Source organism: Rahnella sp. EDr1-12 (assembly GCF_049206505.1).
In the GTDB taxonomy this organism is placed as follows: Bacteria; Pseudomonadota; Gammaproteobacteria; order Enterobacterales; family Enterobacteriaceae; genus Rahnella; species Rahnella rivi.
Genome location: NZ_JBLZNY010000001.1, coordinates 787,864 through 812,682 on the forward strand (window position 1 = coordinate 787,864; position 24,819 = coordinate 812,682).

A 24,819-nucleotide genomic window follows, 5' to 3' on the forward strand; every position below is an offset into this window, starting at 1 on the left:
ATAGGAATATTTATGGAATTAGCAGATAGATTAAAAGAATATGAAGGTACTAAGCAATATCAACAAACGTTAGGGTATTTTAGGAATGATAAGTTCTATACCTATAAGGATAGTTTGAACTTCTCTACTATTGGATATGGACACCTTCTAACTAAAAGTGAAGTTTATCCATATGGTATTAGTGAAGATAAGGCTAACGCATTACTTAACCAAGATATTAAGATTGCACGTATGCAGTACTACAAATTAGAATTAGACCTTCCTCAAGACTGGCAAGATTTTATGATTATAATGATCTTCCAGTTGGGCTATGCTGGTGTACTTAAGTTTCGTAAAATGATTACAGCATTGAAAGTTAAAGACTACAAAGAAGCTATTGTACAAGCGAAAGATTCATTATGGTATAAGCAAACTCCAAACCGTCTAAATCAGATGATTGCAGTACTTACCAACAAATAAAATAAGGGGCTTTACGCCCCTTAATTATTTTTCAAGAATAGTTAAAATTCTTTCAATTTTCAAATCAAGTGAATGAATTTGATCTTCGAGAGATTTCAATGCTTTCTTCATTTCGTCCTGTTCTTCTTCTAAACGATCTAAAGTACTTTGTTGAAGAAGTACTTTAGATTCCAGAGTACTTACCCGACCTGTTAGTTCTTTATTGTCACCTGACTTATCACGAAAGATACCCCAAAATAGGGCACCTCCTGCAAATAAAACAGCGACTATTGCCCATACGTCCATTATTAATTAAACCTCAATAGTTATTATTATTTTTATATTTCTTAGTATTTAGTAACCGGTGAAACTTGCAAGTGCTATATTCAATCCATTATTACCCATTGCAGTACCATATCCTTTCTGCTTACTATTAACATATTGCAAAGTAAATGAAGTACTATTATTTCTGCGAATCATCAAACCAGAATAACCAGACGTAACACCATCATCAGATATGTTAGCTGGACACTGACTAATACAAATCCACGGATTAGCGAATGATGTATTAAGTGTTAACGGACTTGAGAGATCATAGCCCGCCGGTACGGTAAAGAAACCCTGAATACGTGGCATACTGCCAGCACTTGCAGCACTCCATATTAACTGCCCACCCGCATTATAAACATCAAGATATCCCGATGAAATACCATTAGTGTTACTTGATATCATGAACCGCCCACTACCCGCTTCATATAGACTCGCCCCCGGATAGCAGTACCTACCATCGTTTTGTAATTGAAACCATCTTAAACCCTGATCAGGGAAGAAGTTATTACCAAGAAAACCCAATGAACTACCATCACCAAAAGCACTGTTAACCCGATAAAAACCTGTATCGGATAATCCCCCCATAGCTTTAAACTGACTTGTTACTACTGATTTATTGTTACTGTCGATAGTTAGAGCACCGGCAGAATTGTATACTTGAAAACCTGACATAATGCCCCCTTAGAGTGTATTGTAGGAATACACATCAAAGGTTAAACTTTGAGCATATACGCCTGATGATGGTAAGTACTGAACCGTGAATGAATCGTTATTTGGTATACAGTAGAATTCATTATAATATTGTGTAGTCCTGAGAATGGCTAACCATCCTGTAGTACGCATACCGCTAAATCCAACATTCCAAGCTGTAGTACTACCTGCTGAAATATTAAGCCCTACTGAACCCATATACCGCATATTGTAATCACCAATATCTACTACCATCGTTCCGCCAGCATCCCAGCATTGTAAACCCTGTGCCATTTATTAAATCCCTTTAAAACGGGGTAGAAGTACTACCCCTTAATATTTATTACCATAGACCCATACGGACACGTAGAGTACCGTTATTGTCATAGATTTGTATTTGGTTATTAGTGATAGACATACGCCCTGTACCACCATTACCATTTATTTGCATTGAACCATCCTTGTTAATACTCCATCCTGTACTATTACCAACATAGTTATTACTTTGAATAACGTTACCAATCTTGGCATTAGTAATTTCACCATCAATTATCTTAGCGGCATTAATACTTGCATTGGCAATCTTAGAGTTAGTAACACTTAGATCTGCAATATAAGCAGTACCGATACTACCATTTTGGATAATCGCATTGTTTAAGTATGTAGTACCGTTAACAATCGCGAATGGTGCAACACTACTCGCTGTAGCTCCTGTACTTGGTGATACTAATAGTTTATCTGCAACAAAGTAGATAGCACTGTTAGTACTCGCACCCTGTGATGCTACCAAGCGTATACCGGCTACAGTACCGTTAGCATTAACCGATAATGAATAACTCGCATCTACTGTACTCTTATCCGCTTTGGCTGTACTCAATGTATTAACGGATGCAGTATTATTACCAACTGATACTTTCAATTGATTAATATCTGTAGCCGTAGCACTTTGATTATCAGTCACTGTCTGTTGAAGTGAAGTAATACTTGCTGTATTGCCATTTGTCTTAGTATCTACTGTAGTAATACGCTGGCTTAATGCAGAATCGGCAGTAGTGAAATTAGTAGTTAACGTTTGTTCACTTGCTGTGATTGCCGCATTGGTCTTCGATTCACTCGCAGAAACTACGGTACTGGTATTTGCATTGGCAATATCTACTGCATCATTTAATGTATCATCAAGTTTCTTATCAAGATCAATTACCTCTTCAATACCTGCGGCATCTTCTGCTGTGAATTGATACTTAGAATTAATCTGTACTGTTACTTCTGGTGAATAAAGAATTCCATCAGTGCCAAAGGCATCGAATAGACCCATCTTAACTTTATACGTTCCGTCTACAATATTCGGAATACTATCAAACTCAGGTTTATTACTTGTGAATGTCTGTACAGTCTGACCACTGGTAATCTGAATTATTGCACCTTCATAATCTGGTTCTGTTGATGCTGTCCAGCTCGCAAACAAGTTACCAAAACCACCAGTAAATTTAGTACCTGTGACAAGCTTACATTGTAGGTTTTGTACAGTAATCTGTACTTCCTGCCCATATGTACCATTGTTAAAACCCTGTGCGTAAATCCCAATTGTAGGTTTACGGATCTTGCGGATATTCATCACTAAGGTGTAATTAAATTCAGGACTCTGAGTGTAGAAAGTATCTACTAATGTAGTACCGTCATATATCTTAACAATATAGTACTTAAAGTATTCTGAGAAACTACGACCATTAATAATCTGATTCTGTTGGCTATCCCAACGTAGATAGAAGTTCGTTTGATTGGTAATGTACTGTGTATCCGTCTTATTGACTAACGTTAATCCAGTGATTGCCGGTAGTGTGAAATTGTACGTTGGTACAAGTCCTGTTAACGTCAATCGAGTACTGACCAATCCGATATTAGAATATGCCTCTACGCCGAAATCGTACTGTGCTGTATCGGATAAACCGAATAACTCATAATCTGTTTTCTGTGTTGAAGTCTGACCGGCATATGTCCATACACTGGCTGAACTTAACTTGTAGTACACGTAGTACCCACGTAGGTACGGATCCTGTGATGCTGTCCAAGACAGATCAACAATCGAACCTGATACGGTATTACCCTTGCGTACTGCCTGTAGGTTAGTTGGGGGAAGTACCTGTAGTTGTGGGAAGTTGATTACCCCACTTGGCGACCATATGCCAGGATCTACACCGTCATACATTGCGTCCGGTGCTTCTACTGCGGTGATGGTTACATAACCTATGTCTTCCTGCGTGGTAGATACTTCCTTTGAAAGTACTTTGAACTTACCACTGATAGCCATTTCAGTATTAGACACTGTGATAGCGTCCCACACCTTTAAATCCCATCCCTCGGATGTTGTAAAGCTGATAGTACGCAGAGCGTACTTAGCCTTTAGAACGTCCACATTCGCCATCTTCGCAATTACATCTTGATCGTATGACCACATGTAATCACGGCTTAGTGCTATCACCTGTCCATCGGTACGTACTGCTTCATCCGTGGTAATGTCCGATGGAATGCGAACCACATCGGTAGTATACATTGATGCAGGGTTAGTATATTTGCAGTCTACGACGTTGAAATAATCAGTACTACCGCTTGTAGAAATCTGTACTGAACCCATCATATTATGTTCATCGAATGATTGTACTGAAATAGTCTTACGGTCAGTAGTCATACAGATTTGTCCTGCGTGAACATACATAATACCGCCGAACGATTGACAAATACCTTCAATATTATCTTTAAATGTACTTGAATAACTAATAGCACCATTTGCGTAGTACTTCATTGCATCACAATAAGCTGCTGTTTCAATAAATGTATCAAGGTTAATTAATGATGGTTCAATCGCCATTCCATAGACTGTATTCGTTAGATAGTCATAAATTATAGATGGTGGATTACTTGAAGCAATACTTGCACCACTGACTAAATCATAAATCACCTGCCCTTTCATCTCACAAGTTAACGCGAATTGATCATTAACAAGGATGTTATTTGAAAGGCTTTCTTGTGTTTTCTTGATAACGACACTGATACTTACAACGCCTTTACCAAGAAATGCATTAGTCCATTTTGTGCCAGCATACTGTGAAGCAAGTGTTTTAGTATTTGTATAATTACCACCAAATCGAACTTCTAATTGAAGATATGGACGATATTTAGCACTTATGATTGAAGAATCTACCACACCATCTGATGTAATTGGTGCTCCTAATACTGGTTCGTTATCGATATAGATTTGATTAATAAATTTTGAAGTACCGGTATAAGCTACTGCCTGTTCACTGAATAAGTACTGTGACGAACTATCAGGAACGTTGTACCAGCTCACTATAGAACCGGTAAGGACATATGAACCACCGTCTACACCGTTCTTATGCGGGTACTGTCCACCATAGATTACCGGTAAGCCGGTAGTAGGACTGGTACTTCTGGATAGTGAATCTGATACATCACTATATGGTGTTGCACCTATTGCTGAAAGCATACTTGTAGCTACTAAACTTGCTGCACCGGCTGCTGCTCCCCAACCAACCGCCGCTAATGCTGTACCACCTGAAAAGTATACAGCTGCTGCCACTATTACTGCTGTTATTATGGCACCAAATACGCCACCTAAACTTTTACCCATATTACTGTTTCCTTACTCTATAGTATTTTCCTGTAGTTGGTTTATGTTGTAGTTCAAAACCGGTGTGATCTTGATTTACACCGAGTACACGACCTGATGCTACTAATGCCATAATTAATGGATTGTCTGGATCTAACCAGATATCCCCATCAATTGTGTGTTGTACTTCGTCACAATAGGCTTCAACTATTTCGCCTGTATGATTCCAACCTTCTTTATTAAGTCCTGCGATACCCTCTTTTACAGTTGTATATTCACGGCCTGCTAAAGTAGTTGTACCGTTAATGAGATCTATCATTCTTAGTACTATTAAATTGCAATCGTTAGTACCGAATTCATACGGATTATCAATTGCGTCTTGAATGATTTTTATGATTTGATTTTGCATATTATTTCATTTTCCAATCTTGACTTTGGTTTACCTGTCCTAATAATGAGAAGTACGCATCACCTGAATATATTGATTGATATACTGAGTTAGCGGCTATTAGTGCGGGTTGTCTATCTAATTTTTTATATACACTGTTAACATAGATAGTCATTTCATTTTGTGGTGCATTTGGATCTGCTATTGCCTGTACATAGTCAATAAATCCACTGAACATAAGCATTGAGTACAATACAGTACTATCCCAAGGATTCAGAATAACAAGCTTGATATTCATTTTTGCATTCTTTAGAAAACCACCTAATGCTAAGGCACGTACTGATGTATTCACATTACTTACTTTAAAAATTACTGAGTCGTTACTTATACCCTTTGTTTCTGCATATGAAGGTAGTGAACCACTAATGATATCTGGAAAGCTTATGTACTGATTACCATCAAGGGAAATATCAATTAGTGAATCAGTCCAGTGAAATCCATTTGTACCATTTGGTAGTACATCAAAGCAGGTAACATTAACTCCAAGACTCATTACATCCATTACGGTTAAACGGGTTTTAGTCGTACCTCTAGCGAGAGTCCAATATTTTAGAAGTTGTGTGTTAGTTAATACTGAATCGTCCATTATACAATATTCTCCGTTGCCTTAAGGTTAAGTGTCATTAAGTTACCTACTGGCATTGTGTAATCATTATCTGGATCAAGTACGGCTTCTACTATTAGATTGTCATAACGAATAATCTCACTTATCTGTACTGTATTCTGTAGTACAGGGAAAATAGTTAGAGATGTTGAAGTACAATCAATAATTTTATAAAGCTTATTATGGTTAGTGAATTGAATCATTTCACCTATTGCCATTTGATTATTATTAGTAGTGATTACACGTGTACCTTTTGATGCTGATGCCGTGGCATTCAATGCACCTGATTGTTGTCCGTGATACACACCAGCTACACCGAGCGTAACGGTAAATGGTTTGCCCTGTGAGTACTGGGCAAGGAATGCATTCACTTCACCAAGACTGGTAGGATTGAAATTTAGTGTTAGACCAATTTGATAGTACTGAATACCGGTACTACGTAGAATACGCTGACCTGTCCAAGATTGATTACTATACATAGGTTCTACTGATTTTAATTGAAAGTTTGTAACCTTCACGTTATTTGAAAAACTCGCCATAAAATACCTCTTTAGTTTTTATATGGTATTTATAAAAGTAAAGGGGCATTAAGCCCCCTTATTATGTATTACGTTTTTGACTTGATCTGACAGCCTGAGTAACACTATTAGCGTGTTTCTTTAGCATCTCATTGAATTTAGCATCATCACCAGCTACATCACCTTGTACTATCAAAGGTGCGTTAACAGTGATATCACCTGCTGTAGTACCGCCCTTATCTTGTTTATCAAGAAACTTAGTAAGCTTGGTGTTAGCTTCTGGTTGTACTACACGTTCACCTGCTTTAAGTACAAAAGACTTATTATCAAGGCTTGAAGGTAATTCATCTACCCCACCGTGAAACTGTCCATGACCCGCACCTTTAGCAGTACTAATAATACTCATACCAAGACTTGCTACTTGAGCATATGCAGCAAGTGATGCAGGGAATGGTGTTGCTAATGCCTGTGCAAGTGCTGATTGAATACTTAGTATTGTCTGTGCCATGCTGATACCTTTACTGATAGCAAAAGCTGCCTGTGCTGCACCTGACGACTCACCAAACGCAGCAACCATACCATCACTTAGGGATGTTGCAGTTTTACTGAATACAGTAAGTTGGTTCTGTGCATTCTGATTAGCAATATCTATTGCCTGTGCATTGTACTTAGCAGTAATTTCAGCTTTGCGTTTTTCGTAATCTTCATGACCTTTAAGTAATAGATCATTCTGTTGTAGTTCTGCATTCAGTGCATCAGTATTATCTTTTTGCTTCTGATCAGTATCATCAAAAGCAAATGGATTATCACCATTGATTCTTTGATTCTGCTGTTGAGCAAGGAAACCAGTTTGTTGAGTACTTAAACTACCGCTTTTTAATAGGCTATTAGTATCTTTAAGACCTTGATTTGGATCCTGATAACCAATCATTCCATTAACCATGTCAGTGCGTTTAGCTGCTGCTGATATTTGTTGTTGTGATAGTAAATCGGTTAAAGCACCTTGAGATAGTCCTAAAGTCTTAGCTGACTTCTGAATACTTTCAACTAAAGCTTTTTGCTGACGGTCAAATTCTGATAGTTGTCTTGCGTTACTTTCAATTGTCATATCACTAATAGCTTTATTCAAAGTATCTTGTGCTTTAATACGATCATCTGCTGTTTTCTTTGCAAGTGCTGCGGCCTTAGCTGCTGCTGATTTTGCTGCGGCTTCTGCTTTAGCCTGTGCTGATTTTCGTTCTGACTCTTCTTTTCCTTTATCAACAAAACCACCGGTTAACGGTGCTTCTTTTGGTTTAGTAGCACCATTAACAAAATCTAATAAGTTTCTTGCTTTTTCATCAAGATCTGCTTTAGCTTTAATAGAGTAATCAATTTCATTAACACCATCTAACTTACGTAATGCTTTAGCAATTGCAGTATCACCACCGTAATAGAATTCTTTCATGAAGTCAGTGAATTTATTAGTAGTCCAAGAATCACCATTAAGTAGTTTTAAAATAGTGTTTAATTCATCTACTGTTGGTGCAAGTGCGTTAGCTTTCCATAGTTGGAATTTTTCACTAAGTCCTGAAACCTTCTTATCGAATTCTGCGTACTTTCTTGCATTTTCATCTGTTAATTGTACGTGCTGTGAGTAAATCGAATTCATGAACTCTGTGGTATCTGAAAACTCAGACATGGTACTAATTAATTTACTACTATCAGAAGCCATACTTTCTAAAGCAAATGTAATCTCTGCGGATGATTTACCGGCTGCTTTCATTGCATAGAATGCTGTTGCAACTGCTTTAATACCACCATCAGCCTGAGATAAGTACTTTGTAAGTGTTTGAACATCTACACCTACTGATTTCAGATCATCAGATATACCACCGCCATTAGCGAAACTATCCCCTAATTTATCTTTGGCATCTTGGTTAATGTCGGTGAATTTCTCAACGTCAAAACCAAGACCACGGAATGTTGCTTGTAGTTGTTGTAATTCAGTAACGGTAATACTTGATTGCTTTGATATCTCGTTAAGACTTCTGACATAGTCATTGGATGCCATTACTAATGCGACTACACCACCGGTAACAAGACCCAGGCCACCAGCCATACCCGCAATACCAGTACCGAGGCCACCTATACGCCCTACAAGGCCACCTAAACTATCTGAAACTCCACCAAGTAGTTCCCCACTTTCACCAGCGAAATCAGATAAACTATTTGTGGCTGTACCTAATGCCCTGTTTAATCCACTTGCATCTCCGTCTATATCAATACGTATTCTATTATTTGCCATTATTTTTCTTTCCTAATGCTTGTTGCTTTATAGCTTCTCCAATTGTGTGAATACTATTAGCGTTGTTTTCTATTTTCTTCCTTTCGAAATTCTCCGCACGTTCTTTAGTAGTAACATCCGGTTCAAGTACTCCAAGGAAATCGAAATCAGCAATTTTAAATGATTTGCGTGCCTCAGTAGTAAGATTTGGATTGTTCATTGTCTGGTTATACATAGAATTACAATGATATAGCATATCAATGTGAGTACCGGATGGTTCTATATAAGAATCGTAGATCATAAGCATATTAAGTACTTCATCATCTAAATTAAAGTACTCATCCGGTGATAAACCTCGCCTATTCACCATTTTACAAAAGTATCGTAAATGGTTATCACCCCTTACTTTTTTTCAACTTCATCAACTTGATCTGAATCTTCATATAGATTAACAATAGCAAGATAAATCTCAGTAACATAAGTTGAATCCATCATATTAATGTTAATACGCCCCTCAATCTCTTCAAGGGAAAAGATAGGATCACCATTTTCATCTTTAACACAATTAACTATTGTATTTGGTGTGTTATCACATTTAGGAATATCATTCAAAGTCGGACGATGAATGTAGATTATTTCACCTTGAATCTCAAACGGTTCGGATTTTGGTTGTAATTTTTTCTTTAGATTTTCTAAGTTCATTTTGTTCTCCAATAAAAAAGGGAAAGTAGATTGTCTACCTTCCCTTTATTTATTAGATTGTGTTTATGATTACGGTACTAATGGAAGCAAACCAGATTTAACAGGTGCTCCATCTACAGCAAGAGTAAACGTCTTACTAACTACTTCGTCTTTATCGCCACCAATAGTAGTAGTAGAAACGAAACAGGTATACACGACATAGAAGCCAGTAGTATGTGTTGCATCTTCATAATAGCTTAGGCGAATCTGACAACGTTTCTGATCATCGGCAAGTTGTTCTAACTTTTGATGTACTTCATTATCCGCAAGATAGTTAACCGCAAGGCTAATATCTGGAATAGATTTAGTACCCAATAGCTTACGGTCATAAGCACTGTTAAAAGTCTTGACTGAAATCACGGTGCTTTCAAAACCGCTTGTAGTGAATGTATTAACTTCTGGTACTACTTCGAAATCAGTTGCAAGTACAGTACCGGCAGTACCAACTTCAACTTTAAGGTTAGCACCACTGAAAATATCGAATGACATATTATATCCTTATGTAAGTTTTTTGGGGATAGTCCTTATCCCCGTTTGTATTTATTTATTCTTTAACGCTTCTACATCTGTTTGTAGTTGCTTAATTAGTTTTTGTTGTTCGTGGCAAGTTGATAGTAATAGACCAAGTACTTCTAAAGGATCCAATGATTTCTTACCATCAGAAGCAGTTCTTACACCTTCTGGTAATAGCTTTTCAAACTCTTGAGCTATAACACCAAATTGGTGAGAATCACCTTCCTGTATTCTCTCAACTTCTACATCATTACCTTCATCATCTTTTTCAGTAACTTTATAAGCATAATCTTTGAACTTATAGGATACTGGTCTAATGTTTTCGATAATATCTAATGATTTTTTACCATCTACATCTTTAACGTTTTCTTTTAATGTTAAATCCGAATCAAAGAAGTTCATACCCTTAGCTGAACCATCTACTACAAGTTCTAAGTAGGTTGATGATACTGCGGTAAATGTGACAACACGACCACCAAGACCTATGTTAGCCTCAGATTGAAATCTACCATTAGGATAGAACTGGAAGTTACTACTACTACCTCCAGATGTAGCTGTTACACTTACCTGTACCCTGTCTATAGCAGTGCCTCCACCTCTAACTGCCCCTATAGCCCAGTTACCAGTGTACCATCCCCCAGTTACCATATTAACAAAGCTATTAGTAGAGGCGTCGTTATTTGTGTTGTTAAGCTCAATTCCGTTATTGGATGCGGGTTGCCAAGCTTTAACACCACACCCACCACCTGCGGTTGTATGCCAGTCTTTAGCACCACCACCAGTTGAATTAATATTAACAACACCAGTAAATGTAGTATTAGCAGAACTTACAACTAAACTACCTGCACCAGTAGCTGTAGAACCACCAGTAGCTGCAATACGTACATCATAATCGCTACCAGTACCTGAAGAATGGAAATCAATGTAAGCACTATTAGCAGTAGTTAAAGAACCAAGTTCAATACCAGTAGCAGTAGTACGTGCTGCACCAACACTAATTGAATCAAAGTTTTGTACAGTAGACCATGTATTACCAGTACTCAATAATGGAATAGTAGCACCACTTGTACCGGTATTAACTATTGCTGATGTACCCAAACCTAAGTTAGTACGTGCAGCGGCTGCTGTAGCTGCACCAGTACCACCACTTGTAATAGGTAGGTTGTTAGTAATCGTCAATGATGGAACGGTAACAGCACCAGTAAATGTACCAGTAGTAGCTGTTAATTGGTTTGCAACCAAGGCACCACGCATAGTAGCGATACCGGTATCACCCGCAAATGTCATAGTACTTGTTAATGTACCTGCGGCATTACGTGCGTAAACCATATTGGAACCACCACCAGTAGTATCATAATACATACTCATACCGGAAAGTGTACGCCCCCACGGATCACCACCAGTTGTAGTTAAACGTGCCGAGATATCACCGATTGAAGTTTGTGATGTTGGTAAAGTACCATCAACCTGATCAATTCGGTTATAGCCAGTATAAGGACTAAAAGCATCCGAGCGGCTTAATAGTTGACGATATGTAGTAACATTTTCACGCGATTGTACTGCTCCACTAAATGCCCCACTTGTACCAGCAATAGCACCAGTTAAAGTACCACCCGTAATGGGCAATGCCATAGTACCGATATTACTACTTGATGCTACCTGTACCCAATCTGACCAAGTTGCAGACACATATCTACGTGTCCAAGTTGTATTCGCCGTAGTGAAAGTTAAGGATTGTGTCATTACGGTACTACCACCAGTATTAGTTACATCTACTATTGCTGCGGCGTTTGAATTATTTGGACTATTAGTAAACGATGCATAGTAACGCCCAGTTACTGTTAGTGTATTAAGGTCTGTACCTGTAGCTAAGTTTTGTGTAGTCGGTGTTAGTGATTCCCAAGTTGACCACGTAGTAGTACTACCAGAAACTGTACCAGTACGTATAAAGTGCCTATTTATGAAACCTGTGGAAGTTGCATTACAGTGATAAGTCTGAGTAATACTTAATCCACCCTGACGTACTAATACTTCCATAGTACCAGTAATGGCTGCTGGGATATTCGGTGCTACTGAAGTAACTGAATATACACCCGCCGTAATAATAGTATTAACATCAGCATCACTAAAACCTGCAACAATTGGTAATGCACCAACATCTATAGCACTTGGCTTATTCAATGTTGTATAACTTTCTGCCCAAGCTGCCCAAGCTGTACCATTATAAGTACGCTGGAAAGTACGGTTTGACTGTGTGCCAGTAGTAGCTGTTACATAAACTTGTAGATAGTTTCCTGATGCTGTATGTGAATAATGGAAACACCAACCACCTACCGTAATACCATCTGGAGTATTCAAAGTACTTGCATTACATGAATATGTGTTTGCTACTGTTAGGGCATTAAGATCTGTTGTATATGCCTTTGTTGCCTGATAGCCTGCTGGTTTCCAATCACCCCAAGGTTTAGTAGTTGCATTCCATGATGCTGTAAGAGTACGGATCCATACGTAACCAGTAACGGATGTGTACTTTTGCATACCACCATAATCACCACCACGAATAACTTCTAAAACACCACCTGATGCTTCTGGTAAATTGGCTGATGCATAACCGGCTACGGTTGAGAACTGCCAGTAACCAACATAAAAATCAGTAATGCCATAATCATTAATATCAACTGCGGTTGTTACTGCCCCGTTATAAGGCACTACTTTCAAGTTGATTGCAGCCTGGGCTGCTGTTGAAGCACCTGTACCACCATTGGCGATAGGTAGAATACCAGTAACGCCCTGTGTAACGTTGGCAGTACCGTTATATGTACCGGTAGCTGTACTGGCAAGGTTTGTAATGAATGTACGACCAATGAAGGTTTGTACGCCTGACCAAGTGTTAGCCGTGCTTAGTAATGGAACGGTAGCACCACTTGTACCAATGTTCTGTACGGCTGCTGTACCAAGTCCAAGGTTAGTACGTGCTGTTGCCGCATCACTTGCCCCTGTACCACCATTAGCAATACTCAGATCATTGGTTAGATTTAGTGTAGTTGCATTTACCGTACCTGCGGTTGTAGTACCGGTTAACGTAGTTGCACCACTATGTACGGTTGTACCACTGAAGGTTTTATTACCCGCAATAGTTTGATTACCAGTGAGTGCTACATATGCTGCGTTTGATTGCGTTACTGTATAGATTCGAGTCCATGCAGTACTGGCGTTCTTAGCATAGATACCCAAGGCACCAGACTTAGTTACTGCGAATTCACATACTTGATTGTTATCAGTCCAGCCAATACCCATCATATCCGCTGATGCAGGGTTTCCAGATTGTGCTGCTGGAATTTTAATAAAACTATTACCAGTGGGAATATCAGGACTGTACTGATCAATATCAATACCATCTGAACCTACCCCAAAATCCCCTTCATATAAGGGTAGTCTTGCGTTTGCTACCATACTTCGTGCTATCACCTGTGAATGTGTAAAGTTATAATTTTTTTGTACTACTGAATCTTTATCACCACTAAGGGAATACGCCGAAATATAACCATTCACGATACCATATGATATCTGTCTTGCTTCTTCGTCAAAGTTGTATACTAATACTAATTGAAATTCAGTTTGATTTAATGCTGCTTCATCTAAAAATTGATGTGATGGATCCGTAGCAATGTAATTTACTACAATGCTTAAATCTGCCATTGATTGATCAGATAGAAGTGCTGATACATATTCACTTGTATATGTATCGAATTTTGTTGTTTCCGAGGTTAACGAAAGTATAGGGAATGCTGCTAATTCATTGATAAGTACATTATCAATTCCTTGTGGGCTGGTATTCCCTATGTCCGTGTTATAGTATAACTTGAAGTTATTACCTAAAATAATATCAGACATTTATGATTTCCTTATCTTGTTTTCTCCGCTACTTTGATATTTATAGTAAAAGATAAACTAACTGAACCAGTTGTGGGATCAGTTACGATATCGCTCTGTTCATATGAGTAGGAAATAATAATTAAGCCAGCATCTTTAAATGCCTGTGCTTTTTCTGAATCGAAAGTACCGATAATCTGATCATAAGATACACTTGGTGCTGTATTACCGGATTCAGGCTTAGGACTTACTAAGTACTGAATAGCAAATGACCCTGTTTGTCTTTGATTACCGAAGGTAATACTTTCAAGTGAATAATCAAAAGCTATTTCACTGTATACATCGGCATCACGTGACACTTTTAGATTCTTTGATGCAGTTACTAATTGCTTCATTGTTTTACGTACTTGTTGTACTAATTGCATATTAGTAATCCTCTGCGAATGAAGATCCTTGTACTGTCCTGTAGTACACATCAACCATTCCCGAAAGATCATCAACGATGTTATATACTGTGTATTGTACTGAATCTATAATTAATATTGTGTTTAAAGCTACTCCTGCGACTGATAGATCTGTTTTTTTCATGCTTACATATGTTTCTGTACTTTCGATAAATCCACCAGCCGCTTCAATAGAAACGGGAAGTACTTCTACAATTCCTATAAAAGTACTTCCCGTAGAAGTTGTAATAGATTGACCGAAAGCATTTAGAAACACATCACATTGTGTGTTAATAAATGCTCTCATTAGTTCTAATCCTTAAGCTGCAAGTTTCATTACGTAGAATGCTTCGTCATGAGCTACTGCCCAATCAATGTAAGCAAAGGTACGTAGCATAATACCTTGTGAAGCACGTAGTGTAGTATCATCACGATCTACAGTTAGGCCACCCCAAGATGCAAGAATTACATTAGCAAAGTCACCAAAGATTACTTGTCCTGCTGCTACTTGTGTGGATTCAATAACACGTACTGAATCACATAGGAAAGCATCAAAGCGGAAACCTTCGATCATATACTTAGCTGCGGTATTCTCACCTACTAATGTACTACGCAATACTGCTGCGGTAGTTGGATGAACAATAGCTACTACTGAATCAATACGAATATTAGCGGCTGCAAGTTTAGCTAAAGCATCTTGTACATCTTTCTGTGTAGGTGCTGCGGTCAAAGTACCGTTAGGTGCTGCGGCAACTACTTCATTAAGAATTAGTTTTTCAAGACGTAGACCTGCACCACGAACCATAGAATCCTGAACATAACGTTCTGCGGTATCTGCTGATTTAATTAGAGTACGGGTTAGTGGTACTGTACCGGAGAAAGTTTGTGGCTTCATTACAATGCGTTCAAAGTTTGCATCTACTAAAGGACTATCTTCACCTTCTGCGATAATATCGAACATTAGACTATAGTCAGAAGATAGTTTAGGTAGTACTAAATTACCTTCACCTTCCAAACCAGAATAAGTTTGAATAGGTAGTTGTGCGAATACTGAATTAGCACGTAGCACATCAATATATGAATCAACATATACTTCTTTAACCAATGCACCACCAGTAGTAGGGGAAGTACTTGTAGCACGTAGTTGGTTTACTGGTACTTCAAGACGAGTACCATCGAATGGTTTACCTTCGGCAGCCTGACGAATTAGACCATTGATTACTGATTTTTCCATTTTGTTATCCTTAACGTTAGGAGTTTTGTTATTTGTATTTAGTGAACGTTTGAAATCAGTAATTGAAATTCCGTTTTCAATTGCATCTGATACATCCACATTTAGTACTAAGCCGATTGAAGTAAGTTCTCGTTTACGTTCTTCTTCACCTGCATCTACTTCTGGTTCTTCCATTTCTGGATCAGGATCAGATTCAGATTCAAGTTCACGTACATCTTCTACTTCACTTGGTTCATTACTATTTAGTTGATCAGGCTCTACGCCTTGTTGTAGTTTCTTTAATAGGTCGGGACGTTTAGAAACTAATTCTTCTAATTCACCATCACTAAGTTCAATATTAGCTACACCACCATTTGAATCATTATCTACTTCTAATGTTTCTTTAATGTCATATGCTTCATTATCTAAGCGGGTTTCTTCCATTCCCTCTTGTTCTTCCATGAGTCTTTCCTCTTCAATAGTATTCTCTGTACTATTTAGTGATTCATCCTCATGTGCTTCTGATAACTCTTCTGCGAAATTGTCATCACCTAATGAACGTCCTATACCTACAGTTTCATCTGCTGGTACTGTCACAAGTGATATTTCATAGATTTCAAAGTTAGTAACAATGATGTTATTACCATCCATACGGTAATCATAAATGTTATAACCAATGCTAACGTGTGAAAGAATACCTTCTTCAATCATTGACCACATTTCACTGCCAAGGCCAACATTACTTATTTTAAGAGTTGCACGGCCTACACGGTCAGAATCCATATGTGCTTCAACTACTGCACCAATTAGCTTATCTCTATCGTGATTAAAGAGTACTGCACCTTTATTATTCAAACGGGAAAGATCAACATTCTCTTCACCACATAATAGAATTTCATAATATAGTTGCCCGTCAATCTCACGACTCACGGGAAGTTCACTACAAAATGCTACTTCGATAGTTCGAGAATCTGTATCAATCGCCCGTACTGGAATCGTTAGATCCCGTTTCTGGTCCTTTAGATTCAAATCCATTTGATTCTATTTCCTTATTTTGTTCTTGTTCCTTTTCTATTTCTTCCATCGTTACCCGTGGATCACCGCCCATTTCACTAATGATTTGAGTTTTAGATTTAAGTCCTGCATCCAATAGCATAATTTCAGCTTGAATATCCTTAGTAGGATCTAAGCTGATTGGTTTTACTGGAATGTAACGGCAGCAACTAAGATCATCAAAATCCGAAAAAGAAAGATTAAGACTATTATTATTTACCATTTCATTCTTCAACCACTCAAGATAGATAGGCTTAAGAACTTTACTGATTAGTACATTAGTACGTGTACGGAAAGTAGTTGCCTGTAAACGTTCTGCTAACTTAGCTGCTGAGAATGAGGCATCGGCAGTACTGCCCATTAGGGACTGTTTAGTAACGTTTAAACCCATAGCAATCTGATCCATCAGTTCACTTGTGAATTCACCAATACGATCTACACCAGCCTGTGGATTAACAGTTTTAATATCTTGGTTTTTACCAAGTTCAAACACTGCACCTGCTTCAAGATATTCGGTATAGGTAGCTGTACTATCATCTTCACCGGCAATTAGATCTACTTGGTCTGTATCATTATTATTATTGGTTATGTATGCAGTAGTAGATGCAGATATACGTTTAGCTACAAGTGCGGCTTCTGTGAAGTTCTTTAGGTCTTCCATAGTTTTAGAAGTACTAATCATATCTGGAATACCGCGTTCCTGACCCATTTGATCAGCAATGAAGTAATGATAGATTTCATTTGCCGGTACTACTTCAAATGCTGTTGCATCGTATGTATAGGTAATAGGATTGTAGATACAAAAGTTATAATTCACCGGACGATGGTTCTTATCAAACTCAATACCATTAGAAATGTAATTACCATTATCTAACCATTGGTTATTAAGTTGAGTTAATCGGGCACCATCAAGTATCTCTAATTTCAAAGTACCGTTAATCTTATGCATACGAATGAAACATTCACCATCCTGTACACGGATCTTTTCAATAGTCTGTTGGAAAATGTCGAAAGTCATTGAACCATCGAGACTAAAACGATCTGCATCATATGCCCAACGGTCAAAACGTTTTTCAAGTTGTTGGCTTAGATTATGTACTTCATCCTGGGACATATAATCAGCTACTGGACTTGGCTTAACGTAAACCCCTTCAGCACCGATAACACCATCTACTGATAGGTTCATGTACTTACGGCCTAATGGATTCTTTAGTACTGCCTCACGTGAAGCATTACGCCAATCACTCAAGAACCAGCGGATCAAGTTGTTTAAGTTCTGTGAACCAGTACCAGACGTGAAACCAAAACTAATCACCGGAGTACTCATACCACGCACGGCCTGTAGGTCACGCTTTAGAGTTTGTTGTGGTGTATCGAATAGTTTTGATTTAGGTTTAGAGTTTCGTTTTTGCTTAATTAGTTCTTCTGGTTTTTGTTGTTGTTTTTTATTCCAAAACATTATCGTGTACCCCATCTGTTAGGATAATTAGGATCACGAAAAACTGTTATACTCTTGAAAGGACGACCATTACCATTAGCAGGCAGATCATTCATCATTGCCCATAAAGCATTTGCACGTTTAATATAACGTATACGCATATTCTCAAGATTAGTTAGTGTTTCGCTAATCAAAGTTTTATTGTTAATTGTTGTACTATAAACCCCACCACCCATTACACGATTTTCAATAACAGCATCAATTTCATTAATTAATGTGATTAGTTTTGAGTACTCACTTGTGTACTTAGCAGGGTTGATTACCTCACTTACAAAGTTAGTAACAGTTGTTCCCGAAATAGATACACAAAATAATTTATCTGAACCACCTTCAATCTCAAGCGGTAGAGTCATTACCTGTTCAATAGAATTAGTATTATTCAAAGTAATACTTTTACCGGTAGATAGATAATTAACTACTAAACTACTATTAGCTGGAATTGTTACGGATAAATCATATGGGTTTGTAGGTATATAGATCTTTTCTGGTAAAAGACTTGCCATTATTATTTCCTTATTTACCGAACCAGTTATTTCCCTTCCTTGGTTGTCGCGTTGATATTGCTTTCTTCGTAGGTTGTTGTACTGGTAATGGTTTAGTTTCTTCTTTATTTATTAAAGTTGGTTGTACTTCATCACGTGTTTCAGCTTTATGCATACGAAGTTTTCTATATGGTTGTGATGTACCTAATTTACTTACTGAGTATTCACGTGCAATCAAGGCATATACTAAACAGTCCAATGCTTCATTTCTTTTCTGTCCCTGCTTTAGTCTCCACTGCAATTTACCACCACGTGGTTTTAGTTCTTCGGCTGTTAGCTGTTCAAAGTAATCGTGTGGTAGTGAACTACTGAAATGTAAACGAGTAGGTGCTAATTCAGGTGTATCACTAAGCATATGGTTTAGTAATTGCCTGATGGTTGATTTCATTTCATGTACGTTGAGTATTTGAAGTTTGTAACCTGCTTCTGTGGACTTCTTGAACAATGGGGATGTAGTACTACTTGAACCCTTGATCGAGTGATACTTACTCCAACGGCCTGTAAAGCGTTTTACCGTATCTGTTGCGTTACCATTACTACTATCGACAAATACCGCCAGCGTAGGTAGTACACGCCCTGTTACTGTCTTGAACGACTGTCTACAGAATTGATCAAGTTCATTCCATGCCGGTGCTTCAATCTTCGTACAATCGTGTGAGTAAAAAAATTCATGACCAAGTACCCATACATCCTTTTCACTAAATGCTATTACAGTAGCTTCCAAGCGGTCTAACTGTTGGTCTGCACTAATAGTAATACCAAGTGCTTCTTCGGGTAAGTTGTGAATATTGAATGTATCATCACGTGTATTTTCCAATGCTATAACATCTACTTCTTTCTGGTACTCATCTTCAAAGACTTCACCTAATTCATTGTTATAGAATGTCTGTAAGTTGAATGAATACAGGGCATCGGCGTACTTACCTACCATTTCTTCAATAGTATTAAGTGGTGAATACATACGGCTGATCTGATAGCCCACTACACCCTTCTCACCGTTTGGATTAGTAGCAATCCATCGACCAGCGTTAACCATCTGGTGGCGTGTATGTTCATCTATATGTTCATTACAGTGTGGACACAATAATTTAGCAGTCTTTGAATCAGGGATAGCACGGCCTTTATCAATTTGTTTAAATTGGAACTTAACTTGTTCCCATTCAAATTTATATTCATGCCCGCACTTGTGAATTATATACCAATATCTTTGATCACTTAGATTGAATTCAGCATTGATTAAATCATTCTTGAATAGTGGAGTACTGGCAAGTACAACTAATGCATCATCACCGAAAGTACTTGTACGGGCTTCTGCTAATTTAATTGGATTACCTTGTGCCCCGATCTCTACACCTGAAATTTCATCACATAGGATAGTAGCTAATGTTAATCCGCGTAGATTGTTTGGAGTATTAAGGTTAAGCCAGAATATGTTAGTACCATTTTTTAGTTCTGTTTGTTTTGCTGAGTTGGTAGCATTCTTATCTGCTTTATCTGTTATAAGTTTCTTTAGTTCTGGACTTGCTTCAACTACAGATTCAAACTTTGCAGTTTTAAACTTTTTAATATCGTCTGCTGAACTACTTGCGAATGCAAAGTTCTTAGGATCGTTAGCCATTGTGTTTATAGATATTGCCGTCATTACTTGCGTTTTTAAAAGTTGACTACATGCTTGTATAACTATTTTCTTAGTACTACGTTCCTGAGCTATATCCATTGGTTCTTTCTGAAATTCAAATGGAATAAATGGAAGTCCTGCACTCGGTCCATCCTGAAGTACCATTACTTCCTGAACGTAATCACTTATCTTCTGAATCTTCGGCGGCTGGATTGTCTTCTGAATCTTTAATAATAGACTCTTCAATTTCTGTTTGTTCGTCTTCATCTAATACTTCCGTGTCCTCTGGCAGTTGTTCAAAATCCATTTGACCCAACTCATATAATGTTTTATCTATTTCATCTTTAATCCTATCGCGTACATCTTTAGCATCAGTCATTGCAAATAATTCAAGATAGATTCTATTTGGAATAGAACGAATAGATGTTTTTATTTGGTGAAGATATGCTGTAAGTACTGTCTCAACATATTCAGTACTGATAACCGTTTCTTCTTTCTCGGCAAGTTCAATAACTGTTAATGCAGTTTCTGCTGTGATCTTTTCAAGTCGCTTTTGTTCGATCTGTTCTTTAATATCTGTATTACGTAATGGATTTAAAATATTCTCAACAATCCAACTTCGTGTTTTTAATTCATCTACACTCTCACCGATTGGCATCCCTTTTTCAATCCACTGTCTAACGGTACTTTCATCGTAACCATACTGCTTTGCTAATGCTCTATTACTTATCATATTTTTATACCTCTTCTATTAAAGTATTTATACAAATTGCCGATAATACATTAATAGAGATTTGAATGATTAAGGAATAGTTATGACATTGAAAGCCGATGCAGTTACCGTAAGAGTTATCATGGATCAATTTATCAAAAATGAAACGATTAAAGCTAAATTGCGTTATATATGTATGAATAAAATAAACGACTGGGAAAAATGGCTCCAATTTGAAATCCAGCATTACATGTCTAATATCGAAGGTATAAGGGTAAGTAGAGAAATAGTGGCATTTCCAGATAATAGAAAGTTGAAGAATCGTTATAACATGTTTATTGACGTGGCTTTTAGAAAGAAAAGAACCAAACATAATGCGTACATTTTTTTAGAATTGAAATGTACTAAGAATGTACAGAGCCTGATTAACGGTTTTGAAAGAGACATTAAAAAAATTAGTGCTATAAAGTCCTGCATCATTGATCAAAGATCCTTTTGGTGCGTAGGCTTCCATTTAAACTGCACTGATCGTAGTATCGATAAAATTAAAAATTATGTTAATGAATGGGATCATGGTTATCATGAAGTTTTAAAGTTATGTGATTGTCCTGAAGATCTTGTTTGTTCTTGTGAGAATAATAAAATAGGATTTGCTGTAATCTGAAATGCGGTGCGGCCATGCATTTTTTTGCATATATATTTAATATAATGCGTGGCTGAAAACTCGCTTTGCTTTTAAAATCGTAGGGGAACCTACAAAATATCTATATATTTCATGCACTTATGTGATTTTATTATTATTTTAATTATCTCGTAAATGCAATCTAGCGTGTGTACCATTACTACAGCACTACCCTGTTATTCATTAAAGTGCATAAACAATGCATACAACGAGGATAATGATTGTCGTCGTGCTGACTGTATTTAGTCCCGCGTCACTCGATGTGTATTGATTAGTTGAAGTGAATAGTAATCATTGATCGGCATACCTTCCACACTGTGCTGATATACCAATTCACGTAGGGAACTATCCATATGTAATAACATATTGCGTTCATTATTCTTGTACTCTTGTAGTGCGTCTATTGAGTGCTGCCAACGTCCTACCCTGAATGAATGTTCATACACCATACTAAGGTTCTTATGGTAGATAGCGATAGCATCAGCATAGATGTATATGTTGATTGTATTAGTCTTGATATGAATGTTGAGTAGCTTCTCATTACGATCAGGATAGTAACCTGTGTAGTTACCTTCTGAATCTATAATGACTGTACCCTTTGAATAGTGTTTGAAGATTTCCATATGAATACCCCTGTGTTGTCTATATGGGTATTTAGGAAACAAAAAGCCCACTGTGAGTAGTGGGCTGTGGGGATATTATTACTTGCCAGTAGGTTTGCAGCTTAATGTACCTTTAGCAATTTGCTCTTTAGTCTTCGAGTCATAGAATGCAATACCACCTTCCCCACTGTCTTTAAGAATACCATAGTTTACATATTGACCGTTGGGCAACACTTCGTGGAATAACCATCCTTTCGGGTCTTTCTTAGCAGTGTTAGTGTCAGCGAAGAATGATGAATGTCCACGTTCCATAGCTACGATACAAAGATAACGAGTGGCGTTCGCCTGCATCGATACAGTGAGCAAAGATAGTACTACTAATAATTTATTCATATAACGTCCTTATTGTTGAGCCTTAACTATCCATCGTTCATTAGGCTTAGTGATCACATAGTGATTCTGATTATCACACCAGATATCTACCCTACCAGCAAAGTTAGCATTACTAAACGCCGTTACCTTATCGCACTTTGCATTACGCTGTACCAATGCCTGAGCAAAGTCTTTTGCATCCTGTAGTTCTTGTTCTGATAGTTGGGTTTCTGCTGATTTCCTTTTGGATGGACTCTTATCAACGAACTGATAGAAACAAGCAACCGCCACTATTACCAACAAAATTTTAGTACCTGTACGCATAACCGTCCTTAGATGTTATCGGGAATATGTGAGGGGGAATTTGCACCCTCTAAACCTGCTGGGTTAGTATCGGCAGTACTGGCAGAATCTTTACCAATATGTTGATTGTATGAATGTAATCCATTGATACGTGATTCACGGACATAGCAATTAGTCGTAGTGTTGTCTGCTTGATAGTCACTGTTATAGACTTTCCCGCAATCACTACTGAACTGTGGTTTATATAGCATTACGCCGTTTCTAACACCTACAGGGAACATCACAACGGGCTGTGAACCTCCATCTACATAACCTACTACTGCCCTATCCATAAAGCCGTGATGTGAAGTACAGGCGGTTGTAACGAGTAATAGAGCGGCAATAAGTAATTTCTTGAACATAGTTTTTCCTTTTATTTTATTTGTTCGATGTATTAGATCAAAGTTTCTACTTTTGAGAATGGTACTGATTTATATATATATCCCTGTATGCCGGTGATACCTTGGCTTATCTTTGAAAGTTGATGCTGATTCTCTACACCTTCGATAATGATTTGATCGCAGTACTGGCTTATGTTTTTTATGATGATCGGCCACATCAAAGAATTGCAGTTGTTCCAATAGAATCTTTTATCAACCTTCACGCACTCAAACACCCCCGATTGAAGGGCTTCAAGATTTGCGTTTCCAGCTCCAAGATCATCCAGCCATAGCGGGTAACGTTGGCTGAGTTCTTTCAATAGTGGGTTCTTCATACCATCTGACAGATTCGGGAACCGTTCCGAGATCTCAAGTCTCACGAATGGCAACGCACCAAGTAGAGTACTTACCTCAGTATCCTTAAGGATGATCTGAGCCATATCGAAATCTATATTGATGCTGCACAACAATCTGTACTCAATGAAAAACTGTGCCTTTGCCTGTACTTCCTCAAGCTGGCTAAGTAGAAGTGAACGCTTCGAATCCTCCGTTAGCCTGGCTATGAAATACTCCATATCGAATTCACTTTCTGTAATGCCGCCTGTATCAATTCTTGTAAGCAACTCGACGCCTAACAGCTTTCCTTTAGTACTGGTGATGGGTTCGGCAATCGAATATGTTTCTACCGCAATGCATAGCTTTAGCATCTGGTGTTCTTCATCAGTGATATGTATTAGAAACCATACATTGATCGCTATTACCGATCAATAATACATTTATGATCGGTATTATCTATTGATAAAACCTTGCGTATCGTGCCAATCGATCGGCTAAACTTATTTAACTTCTTGATTGATATCATACTAATAATTTGATGCTGGACACCACACAAAGTACTGTATATATTCACAGTACTACTGTGTGGAGGTGCCTATGGGTATTAAAGATGGTTTTGATCCCTTTCAGAAAAGCGGTATTCAGTACTTTGTTCATGACAGGGAAAGTATGAGGGTTGTATACTTCGGTACTGGTATGGATCACATCGTTGACGGTGAAATTGTATTCTTTCAGCGTGAAGATGGGCTATTTTGGTTTGGAAGGACGTATCATAATATGTATGCTCTGATCCTTAACGAACCGATTGATAGCGTATTGGCTGGAACGTCATTTATTTCTAGAGAAAAACATTTGTTAGCAATGCATGAAGAAGATGGATCTTTAGACCAGCGGGAGTTACCGTTTTAAGGTTAGCTAGTACTCGCCCACTTCAACGCCCCGTATTCATGAGCGAGTACTAGCTACCAGAGGTTTTAGTG

Annotated in this window: 27 protein-coding genes; 3 read left to right on the top strand and 24 right to left on the bottom strand. The window is 37.8% G+C overall.

The genetic code is table 11. The features are described 5' to 3' along the window. The first annotated feature begins 12 nt into the window (after positions 1 to 12). A complete protein-coding gene (locus tag ACO0U8_RS03645; protein ID WP_421670300.1) occupies positions 13 to 459 on the top strand; it encodes a glycoside hydrolase family protein in 447 nt (148 codons plus the stop codon). A gap of 24 nt (positions 460 to 483) precedes the next feature. Here ACO0U8_RS03645 and ACO0U8_RS03650 read toward each other — a convergent pair whose 3' ends face one another. The 19 genes from ACO0U8_RS03650 to ACO0U8_RS03740 all read right to left on the bottom strand — a co-directional run bounded on the left by ACO0U8_RS03650 (position 484) and on the right by ACO0U8_RS03740 (position 21,146). Then, positions 484 to 744 carry a hypothetical protein gene (locus ACO0U8_RS03650; protein WP_421670301.1) on the bottom strand — a complete coding sequence of 87 codons (261 nt, stop codon included), beginning with the start codon at positions 742 to 744 and terminating at the stop codon, positions 484 to 486. 48 nt (positions 745 to 792) lie between these two features. Further along, positions 793 to 1,440 (bottom strand): hypothetical protein, encoded by a 648-nt coding sequence (locus ACO0U8_RS03655; RefSeq protein WP_421670302.1) that lies wholly within the window; start codon positions 1,438 to 1,440, stop codon positions 793 to 795. A gap of 9 nt (positions 1,441 to 1,449) precedes the next feature. Next, entirely contained in the window at positions 1,450 to 1,752 is a 303-nt protein-coding gene (locus ACO0U8_RS03660) for a hypothetical protein (protein ID WP_421670303.1), read from the bottom strand. Between the two features lie 49 nt (positions 1,753 to 1,801). Then, the gene (locus tag ACO0U8_RS03665) at positions 1,802 to 5,104 is read right to left on the bottom strand and encodes a phage tail tip fiber protein (RefSeq protein ID WP_421670304.1); all 3,303 of its coding nucleotides are present in this window, start codon (positions 5,102 to 5,104) and stop codon (positions 1,802 to 1,804) included. A 1-nt stretch (position 5,105) separates the two neighbouring features. After that, positions 5,106 to 5,492 (bottom strand): DUF6950 family protein, encoded by a 387-nt coding sequence (locus ACO0U8_RS03670; protein ID WP_421670305.1) that lies wholly within the window; start codon positions 5,490 to 5,492, stop codon positions 5,106 to 5,108. A 1-nt stretch (position 5,493) separates the two neighbouring features. Then, a complete protein-coding gene (locus ACO0U8_RS03675; protein WP_421670306.1) occupies positions 5,494 to 6,117 on the bottom strand; it encodes a DUF2163 domain-containing protein in 624 nt (207 codons plus the stop codon). Next, on the bottom strand, positions 6,117 to 6,674 hold the full coding sequence (locus tag ACO0U8_RS03680) for a hypothetical protein (protein ID WP_421670307.1): 558 nt from the start codon (positions 6,672 to 6,674) through the stop codon (positions 6,117 to 6,119). The genes ACO0U8_RS03675 and ACO0U8_RS03680 overlap by 1 nt, the downstream gene beginning before the upstream one ends. Positions 6,675 to 6,735: 61 nt before the next feature. Next, positions 6,736 to 8,940: a hypothetical protein gene (locus ACO0U8_RS03685; RefSeq protein WP_421670308.1), complete on the bottom strand. Its 2,205-nt coding sequence runs from the start codon at positions 8,938 to 8,940 to the stop codon at positions 6,736 to 6,738. Then, positions 8,930 to 9,226 carry a hypothetical protein gene (locus ACO0U8_RS03690; protein WP_421670309.1) on the bottom strand — a complete coding sequence of 99 codons (297 nt, stop codon included), beginning with the start codon at positions 9,224 to 9,226 and terminating at the stop codon, positions 8,930 to 8,932. The genes ACO0U8_RS03685 and ACO0U8_RS03690 overlap by 11 nt, the downstream gene beginning before the upstream one ends. A gap of 95 nt (positions 9,227 to 9,321) precedes the next feature. Next, positions 9,322 to 9,621, bottom strand: a complete 300-nt coding sequence (locus tag ACO0U8_RS03695; protein ID WP_421670310.1) for a hypothetical protein — start codon at positions 9,619 to 9,621, stop codon at positions 9,322 to 9,324. Between the two features lie 69 nt (positions 9,622 to 9,690). Then, complete coding sequence (locus tag ACO0U8_RS03700; RefSeq protein WP_421670311.1) at positions 9,691 to 10,149, bottom strand: phage tail tube protein; 459 nt, start codon at positions 10,147 to 10,149, stop codon at positions 9,691 to 9,693. Between the two features lie 51 nt (positions 10,150 to 10,200). Next, on the bottom strand, positions 10,201 to 14,067 hold the full coding sequence (locus tag ACO0U8_RS03705; protein ID WP_421670312.1) for a tail fiber domain-containing protein: 3,867 nt from the start codon (positions 14,065 to 14,067) through the stop codon (positions 10,201 to 10,203). An 11-nt stretch (positions 14,068 to 14,078) separates the two neighbouring features. Next, positions 14,079 to 14,471 (bottom strand): hypothetical protein, encoded by a 393-nt coding sequence (locus ACO0U8_RS03710; RefSeq protein ID WP_421670313.1) that lies wholly within the window; start codon positions 14,469 to 14,471, stop codon positions 14,079 to 14,081. Between the two features lies 1 nt (position 14,472). Further along, positions 14,473 to 14,796, bottom strand: a complete 324-nt coding sequence (locus ACO0U8_RS03715; protein WP_421670314.1) for a hypothetical protein — start codon at positions 14,794 to 14,796, stop codon at positions 14,473 to 14,475. Between the two features lie 12 nt (positions 14,797 to 14,808). Continuing rightward, the gene (locus tag ACO0U8_RS03720) at positions 14,809 to 16,737 is read right to left on the bottom strand and encodes a phage major capsid protein (RefSeq protein ID WP_421670315.1); all 1,929 of its coding nucleotides are present in this window, start codon (positions 16,735 to 16,737) and stop codon (positions 14,809 to 14,811) included. Continuing rightward, a complete protein-coding gene (locus ACO0U8_RS03725; RefSeq protein WP_421670316.1) occupies positions 16,679 to 18,214 on the bottom strand; it encodes a phage portal protein in 1,536 nt (511 codons plus the stop codon). The genes ACO0U8_RS03720 and ACO0U8_RS03725 overlap by 59 nt, the downstream gene beginning before the upstream one ends. Then, positions 18,214 to 18,756 (bottom strand): hypothetical protein, encoded by a 543-nt coding sequence (locus ACO0U8_RS03730; RefSeq protein ID WP_421670317.1) that lies wholly within the window; start codon positions 18,754 to 18,756, stop codon positions 18,214 to 18,216. The genes ACO0U8_RS03725 and ACO0U8_RS03730 overlap by 1 nt, the downstream gene beginning before the upstream one ends. Before the next feature lie 10 nt (positions 18,757 to 18,766). Beyond that, on the bottom strand, positions 18,767 to 20,578 hold the full coding sequence (locus ACO0U8_RS03735) for a terminase gpA endonuclease subunit (RefSeq protein ID WP_421670318.1): 1,812 nt from the start codon (positions 20,576 to 20,578) through the stop codon (positions 18,767 to 18,769). 16 nt (positions 20,579 to 20,594) lie between these two features. Then, complete coding sequence (locus tag ACO0U8_RS03740) at positions 20,595 to 21,146, bottom strand: hypothetical protein (RefSeq protein ID WP_421670319.1); 552 nt, start codon at positions 21,144 to 21,146, stop codon at positions 20,595 to 20,597. Between the two features lie 82 nt (positions 21,147 to 21,228). Between ACO0U8_RS03740 and ACO0U8_RS03745 the strand changes: the two genes are divergently transcribed. Then, the gene (locus ACO0U8_RS03745; protein WP_421670320.1) at positions 21,229 to 21,789 is read left to right on the top strand and encodes a hypothetical protein; all 561 of its coding nucleotides are present in this window, start codon (positions 21,229 to 21,231) and stop codon (positions 21,787 to 21,789) included. A gap of 260 nt (positions 21,790 to 22,049) precedes the next feature. Here the strand turns inward: ACO0U8_RS03745 and ACO0U8_RS03750 are convergent, their stop codons facing one another. From ACO0U8_RS03750 to ACO0U8_RS03770, 5 genes are all read right to left on the bottom strand, one after another. Further along, a complete protein-coding gene (locus ACO0U8_RS03750; protein ID WP_421670321.1) occupies positions 22,050 to 22,430 on the bottom strand; it encodes a hypothetical protein in 381 nt (126 codons plus the stop codon). 78 nt (positions 22,431 to 22,508) lie between these two features. After that, positions 22,509 to 22,802, bottom strand: a complete 294-nt coding sequence (locus ACO0U8_RS03755; protein WP_421670322.1) for a hypothetical protein — start codon at positions 22,800 to 22,802, stop codon at positions 22,509 to 22,511. Positions 22,803 to 22,811: 9 nt separating this feature from the next. After that, the gene (locus ACO0U8_RS03760) at positions 22,812 to 23,105 is read right to left on the bottom strand and encodes a hypothetical protein (RefSeq protein ID WP_421670323.1); all 294 of its coding nucleotides are present in this window, start codon (positions 23,103 to 23,105) and stop codon (positions 22,812 to 22,814) included. Between the two features lie 8 nt (positions 23,106 to 23,113). After that, positions 23,114 to 23,485: a hypothetical protein gene (locus ACO0U8_RS03765; protein ID WP_421670324.1), complete on the bottom strand. Its 372-nt coding sequence runs from the start codon at positions 23,483 to 23,485 to the stop codon at positions 23,114 to 23,116. Between the two features lie 32 nt (positions 23,486 to 23,517). After that, a complete protein-coding gene (locus ACO0U8_RS03770; protein WP_421670325.1) occupies positions 23,518 to 24,210 on the bottom strand; it encodes an EAL domain-containing protein in 693 nt (230 codons plus the stop codon). Between the two features lie 226 nt (positions 24,211 to 24,436). Between ACO0U8_RS03770 and ACO0U8_RS03775 the strand changes: the two genes are divergently transcribed. Continuing rightward, complete coding sequence (locus tag ACO0U8_RS03775) at positions 24,437 to 24,748, top strand: hypothetical protein (protein WP_421670326.1); 312 nt, start codon at positions 24,437 to 24,439, stop codon at positions 24,746 to 24,748. Positions 24,749 to 24,819: the final 71 nt, after the last annotated feature.

Bases quoted from the DNA above. Each gene is read 5' to 3' on its own strand.
- ACO0U8_RS03645 (WP_421670300.1), top strand. From the start codon at position 13: ATGGAATTAGCAGATAGATTAAAAGAATATGAAGGTACTAAGCAATAT.
- ACO0U8_RS03650 (WP_421670301.1), bottom strand. From the start codon at position 744: ATGGACGTATGGGCAATAGTCGCTGTTTTATTTGCAGGAGGTGCCCTA.
- ACO0U8_RS03655 (WP_421670302.1), bottom strand. From the start codon at position 1,440: ATGTCAGGTTTTCAAGTATACAATTCTGCCGGTGCTCTAACTATCGAC.
- ACO0U8_RS03660 (WP_421670303.1), bottom strand. From the start codon at position 1,752: ATGGCACAGGGTTTACAATGCTGGGATGCTGGCGGAACGATGGTAGTA.
- ACO0U8_RS03665 (WP_421670304.1), bottom strand. From the start codon at position 5,104: ATGGGTAAAAGTTTAGGTGGCGTATTTGGTGCCATAATAACAGCAGTA.
- ACO0U8_RS03670 (WP_421670305.1), bottom strand. From the start codon at position 5,492: ATGCAAAATCAAATCATAAAAATCATTCAAGACGCAATTGATAATCCG.
- ACO0U8_RS03675 (WP_421670306.1), bottom strand. From the start codon at position 6,117: ATGGACGATTCAGTATTAACTAACACACAACTTCTAAAATATTGGACT.
- ACO0U8_RS03680 (WP_421670307.1), bottom strand. From the start codon at position 6,674: ATGGCGAGTTTTTCAAATAACGTGAAGGTTACAAACTTTCAATTAAAA.
- ACO0U8_RS03685 (WP_421670308.1), bottom strand. From the start codon at position 8,940: ATGGCAAATAATAGAATACGTATTGATATAGACGGAGATGCAAGTGGA.
- ACO0U8_RS03690 (WP_421670309.1), bottom strand. From the start codon at position 9,226: ATGCTTATGATCTACGATTCTTATATAGAACCATCCGGTACTCACATT.
- ACO0U8_RS03695 (WP_421670310.1), bottom strand. From the start codon at position 9,621: ATGAACTTAGAAAATCTAAAGAAAAAATTACAACCAAAATCCGAACCG.
- ACO0U8_RS03700 (WP_421670311.1), bottom strand. From the start codon at position 10,149: ATGTCATTCGATATTTTCAGTGGTGCTAACCTTAAAGTTGAAGTTGGT.
- ACO0U8_RS03705 (WP_421670312.1), bottom strand. From the start codon at position 14,067: ATGTCTGATATTATTTTAGGTAATAACTTCAAGTTATACTATAACACG.
- ACO0U8_RS03710 (WP_421670313.1), bottom strand. From the start codon at position 14,471: ATGCAATTAGTACAACAAGTACGTAAAACAATGAAGCAATTAGTAACT.
- ACO0U8_RS03715 (WP_421670314.1), bottom strand. From the start codon at position 14,796: ATGAGAGCATTTATTAACACACAATGTGATGTGTTTCTAAATGCTTTC.
- ACO0U8_RS03720 (WP_421670315.1), bottom strand. From the start codon at position 16,737: ATGGATTTGAATCTAAAGGACCAGAAACGGGATCTAACGATTCCAGTA.
- ACO0U8_RS03725 (WP_421670316.1), bottom strand. From the start codon at position 18,214: ATGTTTTGGAATAAAAAACAACAACAAAAACCAGAAGAACTAATTAAG.
- ACO0U8_RS03730 (WP_421670317.1), bottom strand. From the start codon at position 18,756: ATGGCAAGTCTTTTACCAGAAAAGATCTATATACCTACAAACCCATAT.
- ACO0U8_RS03735 (WP_421670318.1), bottom strand. From the start codon at position 20,578: ATGGTACTTCAGGATGGACCGAGTGCAGGACTTCCATTTATTCCATTT.
- ACO0U8_RS03740 (WP_421670319.1), bottom strand. From the start codon at position 21,146: ATGATAAGTAATAGAGCATTAGCAAAGCAGTATGGTTACGATGAAAGT.
- ACO0U8_RS03745 (WP_421670320.1), top strand. From the start codon at position 21,229: ATGACATTGAAAGCCGATGCAGTTACCGTAAGAGTTATCATGGATCAA.
- ACO0U8_RS03750 (WP_421670321.1), bottom strand. From the start codon at position 22,430: ATGGAAATCTTCAAACACTATTCAAAGGGTACAGTCATTATAGATTCA.
- ACO0U8_RS03755 (WP_421670322.1), bottom strand. From the start codon at position 22,802: ATGAATAAATTATTAGTAGTACTATCTTTGCTCACTGTATCGATGCAG.
- ACO0U8_RS03760 (WP_421670323.1), bottom strand. From the start codon at position 23,105: ATGCGTACAGGTACTAAAATTTTGTTGGTAATAGTGGCGGTTGCTTGT.
- ACO0U8_RS03765 (WP_421670324.1), bottom strand. From the start codon at position 23,485: ATGTTCAAGAAATTACTTATTGCCGCTCTATTACTCGTTACAACCGCC.
- ACO0U8_RS03770 (WP_421670325.1), bottom strand. From the start codon at position 24,210: ATGCTAAAGCTATGCATTGCGGTAGAAACATATTCGATTGCCGAACCC.
- ACO0U8_RS03775 (WP_421670326.1), top strand. From the start codon at position 24,437: ATGGGTATTAAAGATGGTTTTGATCCCTTTCAGAAAAGCGGTATTCAG.